Origin of the sequence: Streptomyces sp. ML-6 (assembly GCF_030116705.1) — a bacterium.
Taxonomy (GTDB): domain Bacteria; phylum Actinomycetota; class Actinomycetes; order Streptomycetales; family Streptomycetaceae; genus Streptomyces.
This window is the reverse complement of record NZ_JAOTIK010000002.1, coordinates 578,246-588,832: the sequence shown is the minus strand read 5'-3', so window position 1 is coordinate 588,832 and position 10,587 is coordinate 578,246. Positions and strand designations below refer to the sequence as shown.

At 71.0% G+C, this 10,587-nt stretch carries 7 protein-coding genes and 1 pseudogene; 6 read left to right on the top strand and 2 right to left on the bottom strand.

All coding sequences use genetic code 11. From position 1 onward, the window contains the following. Positions 1-167 precede the first annotated feature (167 nt). The 4 genes from OCT49_RS40255 to OCT49_RS36495 are packed head-to-tail and all read left to right on the top strand — an operon-like array spanning position 168 to position 4,007. A complete protein-coding gene (locus OCT49_RS40255; protein ID WP_502963519.1) occupies positions 168-2,147 on the top strand; it encodes a beta-ketoacyl reductase in 1,980 nt (659 codons plus the stop codon). After that, positions 2,144-3,175, top strand: coding sequence for a ketoacyl-ACP synthase III family protein (locus OCT49_RS36505; protein ID WP_283856456.1), 1,032 nt, complete (start codon positions 2,144-2,146; stop codon positions 3,173-3,175). The genes OCT49_RS40255 and OCT49_RS36505 overlap by 4 nt, the downstream gene beginning before the upstream one ends. After that, positions 3,169-3,555 carry an alpha/beta fold hydrolase gene (locus tag OCT49_RS36500; RefSeq protein WP_283856455.1) on the top strand — a complete coding sequence of 129 codons (387 nt, stop codon included), beginning with the start codon at positions 3,169-3,171 and terminating at the stop codon, positions 3,553-3,555. The genes OCT49_RS36505 and OCT49_RS36500 overlap by 7 nt, the downstream gene beginning before the upstream one ends. After that, on the top strand, positions 3,510-4,007 hold the full coding sequence (locus tag OCT49_RS36495; protein WP_283856454.1) for a hypothetical protein: 498 nt from the start codon (positions 3,510-3,512) through the stop codon (positions 4,005-4,007). Before OCT49_RS36500 ends, OCT49_RS36495 begins: the two co-directional genes overlap by 46 nt. A 441-nt stretch (positions 4,008-4,448) precedes the next feature. On the opposite strand, the gene OCT49_RS36490 is transcribed toward OCT49_RS36495, so the two are convergent. Continuing rightward, positions 4,449-4,916, bottom strand: coding sequence for a hypothetical protein (locus OCT49_RS36490; RefSeq protein ID WP_283856453.1), 468 nt, complete (start codon positions 4,914-4,916; stop codon positions 4,449-4,451). 539 nt (positions 4,917-5,455) lie between these two features. Here OCT49_RS36490 and OCT49_RS36485 point away from each other — a divergent pair. Continuing rightward, complete coding sequence (locus OCT49_RS36485; protein WP_283856452.1) at positions 5,456-6,037, top strand: DUF6368 family protein; 582 nt, start codon at positions 5,456-5,458, stop codon at positions 6,035-6,037. 392 nt (positions 6,038-6,429) lie between these two features. Here OCT49_RS36485 and OCT49_RS36480 read toward each other — a convergent pair whose 3' ends face one another. Further along, complete coding sequence (locus OCT49_RS36480) at positions 6,430-7,353, bottom strand: recombinase family protein (RefSeq protein WP_502963510.1); 924 nt, start codon at positions 7,351-7,353, stop codon at positions 6,430-6,432. Between the two features lie 171 nt (positions 7,354-7,524). Here OCT49_RS36480 and OCT49_RS36475 point away from each other — a divergent pair. Continuing rightward, positions 7,525-10,576, top strand: a pseudogene (locus OCT49_RS36475) (Tn3 family transposase). Positions 10,577-10,587 lie beyond the last annotated feature (11 nt).

Sequence of the window (10,587 nt, the reverse complement as noted above, 5' to 3'; positions counted from 1 at the left end):
AACCGGACACCGGCACCGAGGCAGACACCGGCACCGACCCGAACACCGGCACCGAGGCAGACACCGGCACCGACCCGAACACCGGCACCGAGGCAGACACCGGCACCGAGACGGGCACCCGTATCGAACCGAGCACCGACATCCGGCAGCAGCGGCCTCTCCTCCCGATGCTCAGCTCCCCCCACCACTGGCGCGGAGTCACCCTCCACGCGGTCGGCGCCCGCGCGCTGCGCGTCCGCGTCACGGGCCGGGACCTCGAGAGCCTGTCGCTCGCCGTCGCGGACGACGACGGGGCCCCGGTGGCCACCGTCGATGCCCTGGCGCTGCGGCCCGAATCCGTGGAACGGATCGAGCGGGCCGCGACCGCGCAGCGCGGCGGGCTGTACCGGGTGCGGTGGACCGAGGTGAAGCGGATGCCGCGTGCCGTGTACGAGCCCAGGACCTGGGCCGTCGTGGGCGAGGACCCGTTCAGTGCGCGTTCCGGGCTGATGGCCGCGGGCGTCTACGCCGAGGCGTACCCGGACCTGAACGCCCTGGCGGCCGGGATCGAGGCCGAGGGCGCGCCGTCCCCCGACGTCGTCCTGGTCACCAGCGACCCGGACGAGGACGGCACGGCAGCGGCCGTGCGCCGGGCCGCGCAGGACGCGTTCCGGTGGGCCCGCACCTGGCTCGCCGACAACAGGTTCGCCGCCTCCCGGCTGGTCCTCCTCACCCGTGGTGCGACCGCTTCCGACGGCGGGGCCCCCGCCGCGGCCGCCGCGCGGGGGCTGGTCCGGTCGGCCCAGGACGAGGCGCCGGGCCGGTTCGTACTGGCGGACACCGACGGCAGCAAGGCGTCCTGGCGCGCTCTGGTCAAGGCGCTCGCGACCGACGAGGACCAGGTGGCGCTGCGCCGCAGCACCGTCCGGGTGCCGAGGCTCGTCCAGGCCGGTCCGCCGGAGGAGGCGTACGCCGCTCCCCAGGACGGGGCGGATGGGCCGGAGGCAACGGGCACGACCCTGATCACCGGGGGAGGGGGACACCTGGGCGGCCTGCTCGCCCGGCACCTCGTCACCCGGCACGGCGTGCGCGACCTGCTGATCTGCGGACCCGGCAGCACGGCGGCGGAAGCCGAGGAGCTGGCGGCCGAGCTCACCGCAGCCGGTACCGGTACCGGCACCGTGGCCGAGCCCGTCGTGTGCGACATCACCGACCCGCAGGCGCTGAAGGAGCTGGTACGGAACCTGCCGGCCGACCGTCCGCTGCGCACGGTGATCCACGTGGCTGGCACCCGTGGCCGTACGGCCGGTGCGCCGGGCACCGTCGGGGAGGCGCCGCTCGCCGAACTGACGCCGGAACGGCTGGTCGAGGCGCTGGACGCGGAGACGGCGGCCGTACGGGCGCTGCGCGAGGCGACGGAGGACCTGGCCGAGGCACCGAGGTTTGTTCTGCTGTCCTCGTCCGCCGGGACCGTGGACGGGGCGGGCCACGCCGCCGACGCGGCCTCCGGGGCGTTCCTGGACGAGTGGGCGCGCGAACGCCGGGCGGCAGGGGTGCCCGTCGTCTCGGCGGGGGTGGCCCCGGACGTACGGGATCCGGAGCTGTTCGACGGACTGCGCCGGTCGGCCGATGCGGCCGTCGTCGTCGCCGGGCCGGACTTCGAGGGCCTGGCCGCGAGGGCCGCGTCCGGGAGGCTGCCGTCCCTGTGGCGCGGTCTCGTCCGCACGCCGGGCCGCCGCGTCGTCAAGCAGGACGACGCGGGCCGGGGCACCACGTTCAAGCAGCGGCTGATCGGGGCGGACGAGGCGGAGCGCGAGCGGCTCCTGCTGGCCCTCGTCCTCGACCACGCCGCCGCCGCGCTGGGGCACGGCTCGCCCGGCGCCATCGACCCGGACCGCAAGTTCCGCGACCTCGGCTTCGACTCCCTGTCGGCGCTGGCCCTGCGCAACTCGCTCAACGACGTCACCGCACTGCGGATGCCCCCCGGGCGTGGTGTTCGACCACCCCACCGGCACCGAACTCGCCCGGCACATCGAGCAGCAGCTGCTCGGCCGCTGAGAGGGGCGGCCCCGGCCGGGGCCGCCCGTACGCACGAACGGGAAAGCAGCCCTTACTACGAACGGGAAAGCCGTCCCCCGTCACGCACAGGAAAGGAGACGTGGTCGTGAGAACAGAAGGCGTGTTCATCAACTCGGTCGGGGTGTACCTGCCCGATCGGGTGAGCACCGAGGATGCCGTGGCCGAGGGCCGCTACGACGAGGAGGTGTACAAGGCGAGCGGGCTGACCGGCACGCACATCGCCGAGGGCATCTCCGCCCTGGAGATGGCGGTGACAGCGGCCGGCCGCGCGATGGAGCGCTCCGGTCTCGACATCGAGGACATCGAGTCCCACGTCCACAGCGGTGTGTACCACCAGGGCCCCGACGGTTCCTACCCGCCCGCGTACATCCTGCGAGAACTCGGCACCGGGGACATCCCCTCGCTGCACATACGACAGGGCTGCAACGGGATGCTGGCGGCGCTCGACGTCGTGATCGGCCAGATGACCGGCGCGGCCGAGGTCGAGGCCGCGCTGCTGACCACGGGGCAGAACTTCGCCACCCCGCTCATCGACCGCTGGCGCGGCTTCGGCGACTCGTACATCCTCGCCGACGGCGCGGCCGCGGCCGTCGTCACCCGCGACAGCGGCTTCGCCGAGGTCCGGTCCCTCAACTCCGGGACGTTGCCCGAACTGGAGCGGTGGCACCGCGGCGACGAGTCGCTGCTGCCGCCGCAGGACGGGTCCGGCCGGGAGGTCGCGGTCGCCGAACGGGCCGCGCTGTTCAACGAACGGGAGATGTCGCTCGCCGAAACGGTCGAACGGATCAGCGAGTTCGACCTCTCGATCGTCCAGCGCTCACTGGTCGACGCCGACCTGAACGCCTCCGACATCGCCAAGGTCGTCCCCATCAACCAGGACGGCCGCATGATCGAGTACGCGATCATGGGCCCGTTGGGCCTGCCCATGTCCCGCTCCAGCTGGGACTTCGGCCGCACCGTCGGCCACGTCGGCGCCGCCGACCTGATCATCTCCCTCGACCACCTGGTGCGCACCGGTGAGGTGGCGCCGGGGGATCACGTCCTGCTGCTCTCCCAAGGCCACGGCTGGATCAGCTCGGCCGGCGTCGTGACGATCAAGGAAGTTCCGCAATGGTGACAACCGGCACGGTGCCCGCCCCCGGCACCGATCTCCACTACGTGATGCAGGGCACCGGCCCCCTGCTGTTCGCCATGGACGGCGCCGGAGGGGACGCCAGGCGCATCCCCGGCCTCGTCGACCGCCTGACGGACTCCTACACGGTGGTGACCTACGACCGTCGCGGCATGTCGCGGAGCCCCGCGGGCGACCCGGTGCCGCCGCTGACCCCGCGGACCCACGCCGACGACCTGGCCCTGCTGCTGAAGTCGCTGGCCGACGAACCCGCGCTGGTCTTCGGCACCAGTCTGGGGCCCAGGTCGGGCTGCACCTGCTGGCCCGCCACCCGCAGCTGGTGGACACCCTGGTGGCGCACGAACCCTCCGAGTTCCTGTTCCTGATCGAGGAGGAGCGGGCGGAGGCCGGGCAGGTCGTGCTGACGGCGTACGAGACGTACAAGAAGGAGGGGTTCGGCGCCGCCATGTCCCGCTGGGCGGCGTTCAACGGCATCGACTACGGCAACCTGGAGTTCGAGCCGGGTGCCCAACTGTCGCCCATGACCGACGAGCAGCTGGCCAACATCGACTTCTTCATCACGCACGAGATGCCCGCCTACAGCACCGTCCAGCTGGACGAGAGCGGGCTGGACGTCGTACGGGCCGAGAAGGGCCGCCTCGTGCTCGCCACCGGCACCGCCTCCGAGCGCAACTGGTCCTACCGGTGCACGCACGGTCTCGCCGCCCGGCTCGGCCTGCCGGTCGAGGAGTTCCCCGGCGGGCACGTCGGGCTCAAGACCCACCCCACGGCGTTCGCGACCCGTCTGCGCGAGGTCCTGCGGGCCAGGGGGCGCTGACACCGAACGCGCGGGCACAGCCGTACAACGCGGACACGACCGTACGGGGAAGGGGGTGCGACCACCGGTTCGCGCCCCCTTCCCCGGCTGCGGGGTGGGGGCGGGCGGAGGTGCCCAGGCACGATGGTTGTCACCATCGGCATCCGCTGACCTGCGGCTTCAGTAGGACAAAGCATGGTGGTCGGGTGACTCGGCAAGCAAACTGCCGTGCCGGCAAGGCATCTGTCGTCACGGGCAGATGTCGGTCTCACGGACTGTGCCGAAGTGCGGCAGTCGTCACCGAGGCGCGATAGCCGTCACCAAGGTCGAAACCTGTCGCCGAGCCCGGCCGGCAACCGCTGCCGTGCCATCCGCTCCGGGCCCCCATGGCCCAACACCGCCGGGGAGCCCGTCGGGAAACCGGTACCGGCAGACTGTTGGTATCGCGCGCCGCCGGTGGGGTCAGGACGCGGCCGCACGCGCCGCCTCCAACTCGGCCACCAGTCGCTTGACCCGTTTGTTGGTCCGGCCCGAGCTGTGGCCCGCCAACATGTGCAACTGGTCCGTCCCGCCGGAGGCCAGCACCAGCTCCGGGACGTCGGACGAGTAGACCCTGCCCTCCAGGACGGCCACTTGTACCTCCCGGATGTCCGCCCACGCGTAGGAGCGCGACCTGAGCAGCCCGGAGTACTTCAGTCCTGTCGGTCCGTAGGAGACGCCGAACACCGGCGCACGGAACGTCAGCACCGCACCCGGCACGCCGAGGATCAGGATCGGAATCAGGTATTCCGGGTTTTCCGCCCATATGCGGATCCCCTTCGCCGCCATGCCCGTGACCATCACCACGGCGACCAACAGGCACGCACCGCCCAGCAGGAAGTAGGTGATCGACGACCCGCCCGCGCGCCTCTTCCGCTTCCGCATGTCCATGCCCCCTTTCCATGGCATGCGGCGCCGTCCCGAGTTCGGGGGTGCCGCCACCGCCCGTGCACAAGCATACGAACAGTGGTCACGCTATCGGGGCAAGGCGCCGGCGCGACCCCCAGCCCCCTCGTCGTCCTGCCCCGACCCTGTTCCTGCCCGCCACCTACGCTCTCGCGCCGGCCGCCGTCGTCACTCAACCCCTCGCCGAGGTCATCGGCACGGCCGCTTTACGTCCACCTCGTCCCCCCGCCGGCGACACGTTGGCCCCGACACCGGTCAACCGGCGACGGAACCGCCCAGCGCCCGGCGAAGATGACAAGTAGCGCGAGCCGTTGGTGACAACCCTCGTGCGCCGCTCCGTCGGCTCCGACCACGTCAGCCGATACGCCGGTGGCAACCAGCGCGCTTTGGCACACGGACGAGCACTCCGGCGCTGGAATTGATCTCGAGCCTGGGCTGTGGCCCAAAATGATCGGACGTCCGCCGCCAGGACCTGGTAGAACCGGATTCCGGTGGCACTTGGGCCACGAGGCTCTGGGGGCGGTATGCCGGGACCGGCAGTTGGGCTGTGGCTGTTCGAGCCACGCGGGTTCGGGGACATCCTGGCCGATGTGGTCCCGTGGTTGGAGACCTTCTGTGACCCGGTGGAGGCCAAGGCCGGCGGCGACGTGGATTTCCGGGTGCGAGACGGCTCCGCCCTGGGCCTGCGGGCCTTCGACCCAGCCGGTGTCGGTGTGTTCTTTCTGTCGGAGGACGAGGAGATACCTGCCGCGGACGAGGACTACTCAGCCTTCTTGCGTCCACCCGCGCAGGGGCTGATAGTCGGCGCCGGCTGCTCGGGCCCGGTGAACCACGTGCTGCTTGGCCACCTGGCGCTCGCTCTCGCCCCTCGCCTCGACGCGTTGGTCGACTTCGACGGTCTCCTGAGCCGCCACCCCGCTGCGGGAGACGACACGGGAGACGAGGCGATGCCGGCCCGGGCGAGAGCACTGGCGTCGGATCTACCGGGGATCGTTGCTGAGGTCTCCTATGACACCTGGGACGGAGAGCGGGGACTCCGGCACGTCGGAGACGTGCAGTTTCTGCAGGCATGGCTGCAACACCCTGATTTCCACTTGATCAAGTAACGCCCCGGTGTCGATCCTCTTGGCGAGCGTCCGGCGGCTGTTCGGCTTCGATGTGCCGTGGAGCATGGAGCGGTTCGCCGCAGGTGACATGGGCCCAGACGAACGCGGAGGCTTCCTGGTGTACTCGGTCGTCCAGGTTGGGGCGGACGGGGCCAGGGACGGGCGGAAGCCTGGTGATGATCTCGGTCCAGACATCGGACGACAGGGACCAGCCTCGCAGTACCTCGTGTCGGTGCTGATAGTTGGTGGGGTCTGTCGCACGGTCCAGCTCCTCGGCCAGGGTGTGCAGAGCCGCGTTGAAGGCATTCTGCCCGTCCCTGAGCCACCGCAGCAGCGTGCTCGTGGCCGCGAACTGCCCTCCGGCAGGGCTGATGCCGAGAAAGTCTGCGGCGTCACCCTGTGCCCTGCCAGATGCCTGTTGGACGAGGAGGACGGCTGCGAGACGGCGTACGGACTTGGCTTCCGCGTGGCCCGGGGCGCCGGTATGAACGGGCAGCAGGGGCAGCGGCTTCCCGCACGAGTGGCGAGCGGGTGGAACTGGGACGCTCGAAGACATGGGCCCAGGGAATCCGGCTGAGCGGGCCGTTCACGGGTGTGAGTAGTTGAGGTACAGGAAATCCCGGTGAGAACGATCTTGCTGGAGTCCGCCTGCCTCGTACGGGCTTCGAGTTGCCGGTGGAGGGTGCCGACGCGCAGTTCGCGCAGGTCGGGGATGCGGTTGTAGAGGGTGCCTGGGGAGACGCCGAGGAGCTTGGCGATCGAGGTGATGGAGCGGCCAGGGTCGGGCAGCAGGTCGCGGGCGGCCTTGATGACTTCCTCGGTGGCGACGGTGGGGCGCCCGCCGACCCGGCCGCGGGCGCGGACGGCGGCCAGACCCTCGTCGGTGCCGATGACGACGAGTTCGCGGATGAACTCCGCGAGGGCGGCGAAGACGTGGAGGACGAGCCGGCCGCCGGGGTGGTGGTGTCCAGGTTCTCGTGCAGCGAGGTGAAGCCGATCCCGCGGTCGCGTAGCTCGGCGACCATGTTGATGAGGTCCTGGAGGCTGCGGCCGTAGCGGTCGAGCGAAGGGACCACGAGGGTGGCGCCGGCGTCGAGGAAGGCGTGGCACGCCTTCAGTTCGGGGCGGAGGGCGTTCTTGCCGGACTTCTTGTCCGCGAAGATCTTCCGGCATCCGGCGGCGGCGAGGGCGTCGACCTGCCGTTCGAGCTTCTGCCCGCCAGTGGAGACTCTGGCGTATCCGATCTTGATTTCGGTGCGGACGAGCGGTTCGGCGACGAGGAGGTCCGGTCCGTCGGCCGGTTCGAGGGCGGTCATGGCCCCGGATCATGTGAGGAAACGGTGGTCCGAGGTTGTTGAACGGGGGCTGAGGAACATCCGTGTCAGATCGTGCGCTAAGCGTTCGCCGGGCTGGTTGGTGCTTTGACCTGGGGTGATTGAGCGTCGGAGCCTTCGAGGGTCGTTGTTGTCGATCTTCGGAGAGCTGTTGTGGCGGTCGAGTTCCTGACGGATGAGCAGGCGGCCCGGTACGGGTCGTTCCATGAGGTGCCCTCGCGGGCGGAGCTGGAGCGTTGCTTCTTCCTGGACGACGCGGACCGGGAGGCGGTGCAGGCCAAGCGGCGGTCGCACAACCGGCTCGGGTTCGCGGTTCAGTTGACGAGCGTGCGGTTCCTGGGCCGGTTCATGCCGGACCCGCGGCAGGTGCCGGCGGAGGTGGCCGAGTATCTGGCCGGGCAGTTGGACATTGAGGACGCCTCGTGCCTGAAGCTGTACGGCGAGCGGGACGGTACGGCCCGTACGCACGCCGGGGAGATCCAGGAGGCCGGGGGCTGGCGGGACTTCGCTGAGGTCCGCGAGGAGCTGGCGGGGTGGCTGGACGCGCGGGCGTGGACGACGGGGGCGGGCCGAAGGCGTTGTTCGACGCGGCGGCGGGGTGGCTGCGCGAGGCCCGGGTGCTGCTGCCCGGGGCGAGCCGTCTGGCCCGGCTGGTGGGCTCGGTGCGGGAGGCGGCGAACCAGCGGCTGTGGGACACCCTGTACGGGATGCTGAGCGTGGGGCAGCGGGCTGTGCTGGATTCCCTGCTGACCGTGCCGCCGGGTGAGCGGGTCTCGGAGCTGGACCGGTTGCGGCGCGGGCCGGTGCGGGTGTCGGGGCCGCAGATGAAGCGGGCGCTGGAGCGGGCGGAGGAGATCGCCGGGCTCGGGATGGGTGCCCTGGATGTGTCGGGGATACCGCCGCGGCGGCTGGCGGAGCTGTCGCGCTACGGGGTGGACGGCAAAGCGTCGCTGCTCCGCCGGCACTCGGACGCCCGGCGGCTCGCGACGTTGCTGGCCACCACGGTCTATCTGACTTCGCGGGCGGTGGACGACGCGCTGGACCTGCTGGAGGTGTTGATCGCGACGAAGCTGCTGGCCAGGGCGGAGCGGGAGAGCGCGAAGGAGAAGCTGAAGACCCTGCCCAGGGTGGAGCGGGCGTCGGCGAAGCTGGCGACCGCGTTTCAGGTGGTGTTCGACACCACGAGCGAGCAGGTCGACACTGACACCGGGGAAATCGCCCCGCCGAAGGTGGAGAGCCTGGAGGGGATGTGGGCGGCGATCGAGCAGGTGGTGCCCCGGCACGAGCTGGCCGCGGCGATCGCCGCGCTGTTCGAGCTGACTCCGCCGCTGGACTCGGACGCCGACGAGGCATGGCGGGCGATGCTGGTCAACCGGTTCGGTACGGTCCGGCCGTTCCTGCGGCTGCTGGTCGCCGTGGTGGACTTCGACGCCACCCCGGAGGGCGAGGCCGTGCTGTGCGCGCTGCTGTCGCTGCCGGAGCTGATGGGCCGCAAGAAGGTCGGCCCGGCCGAGATCGACGCCGGTCTGCTGACCGGATCATGGCGTCGTCTGGTCCTGTCGGCGCCGCATCTGGAGCCGCGGACGGTGGACTGGAAGGCGTACACGTTCTGCGTGCTGGAGCACCTGCACCGGATGCTGCGGAGCAAGCAGGTCTTCGCCAGGAACTCATCGAAGTGGGGTGACCCGCGGGCGAAGCTGCTGGCCGGCGAGGCGTGGCAGCAGGCAAGGCCGACCGTCCTGGCCTCGTTGAACCTGCCCGGCGAGGCCGGCGGGCATCTGGCGGCGCGGGCCGCGTTGCTGGACGGCACCTACCAGGAGGTCGCCGGCCGCGCCCCGGACAACGCGCAGATCGTCTTCGACGATGACGGGCGACTGCACTTCGCCGCCCTGGAGCCGGAGCCCGAACCGGCCTCCCTGCTGGATCTGCGGGCTGCGGTCAACGCGATGCTGCCGCGCGTGGACCTGCCCGAAGTGCTGCTGGAGGTCTTCTCCTGGACCGGTGCCGACCAGGCGTTCACGTCGATCACGGGCGGCGAGGCCCGGTTGCGGGACCTGCACGTCACGATCGCCGCGCTGCTGGTCGCCCACGGCTGCAACGTCGGCTACACCCCAGTTCTGGGCAACGTGGACGCGCTGAAGTACGGGCGGCTGTCCCACGTTGACCAGACGTATCTGCGGCTGGCGACCTACCGGGCCGCGAACGCCGCCCTCATCAGTCACCAGGCGTCCATCGGCCTCGCGCAGAGCTGGGGCGGGGGCCTGGTGGCCTCGGTGGACGGGATGCGGTTCGTCGTGCCCGTGCCGTCGGCGTACGCGCGGCCGAACCCGAAGTACTTCGGGCGCCGGGGCGGCGCGACGTGGCTCAACATGATCAACGACCAGGCGGCCGGGCTCGGCGGGAAGGTCGTGGCCGGCACCCCGCGCGACTCCCTGTACGTGCTGGACCTCCTCTACGACCGCGACGGCGGCAAACGCCCGGAGATGATCGTCACCGACACCGCCTCCTACAGCGACATCGTGTTCGGCCTGCTCACCCTGGCAGGGTTCGCCTACGCCCCGCAGCTGGCGGACCTGCCCGACCAGAAGATGTGGCGCATCGACCGCACGGCCGACTACGGGGTCTTCCAGGACGCGGCGCGCGGCCGGGTGGACCTGGCCCGCATCGAGGGGCACTGGGAGGACATCCTGCGGATCATCGGCTCCATCCACACCGGCGCCGTCCGCGCCTAACGACGTCATCCGGATGCTTTCCCGGGACGAACGGCCCACCCCGCTCGGTGACGCGATCGCGCACTACGGGCGGATCGCGAAGACCCTGCACATCCTGCGCCTGGCCGACGAGCCCGGCTACCGGCGCCAGATCAAAGTGCAGGCCAACCTTCAGGAAGGCCGCCACGCCCTCGCGCGGAAGATCTTCCGCGGCCGGGCAGCTCTACCAGCGCTACCAGGACGGCATGGAGGACCAGATCGGCGCACTCGGCCTGGTCCTCAACGCCCTCGTGCTGTTCAACACCCGCTACACGGACGCCGCCGTCTCCCAGCTCCGCGCCGACGGCTTCGACGTCCGCGCCGTGGACGTCGCCCGCCTCTCTCCGTTCGTTCGCCACCACATCAACGTGCTCGGCCGGTACTCCTTCCAGCTCCCCGATCTGCCCGGCGGGCTGCGGCCTCTGAGGAACAAGCGCGCCACTGACGACGATTGACAGGCCCGTGC

Excerpts from the sequence above, each read along its gene's own strand:
- OCT49_RS40255 (WP_502963519.1), top strand. The coding sequence starts at position 168 with ATGCTCAGCTCCCCCCACCACTGGCGCGGAGTCACCCTCCACGCGGTC.
- OCT49_RS36490 (WP_283856453.1), bottom strand. The coding sequence starts at position 4,916 with ATGGACATGCGGAAGCGGAAGAGGCGCGCGGGCGGGTCGTCGATCACC.
- OCT49_RS36500 (WP_283856455.1), top strand. The coding sequence starts at position 3,169 with ATGGTGACAACCGGCACGGTGCCCGCCCCCGGCACCGATCTCCACTAC.
- OCT49_RS36480 (WP_502963510.1), bottom strand. The coding sequence starts at position 7,353 with ATGACCGCCCTCGAACCGGCCGACGGACCGGACCTCCTCGTCGCCGAA.
- OCT49_RS36485 (WP_283856452.1), top strand. The coding sequence starts at position 5,456 with ATGCCGGGACCGGCAGTTGGGCTGTGGCTGTTCGAGCCACGCGGGTTC.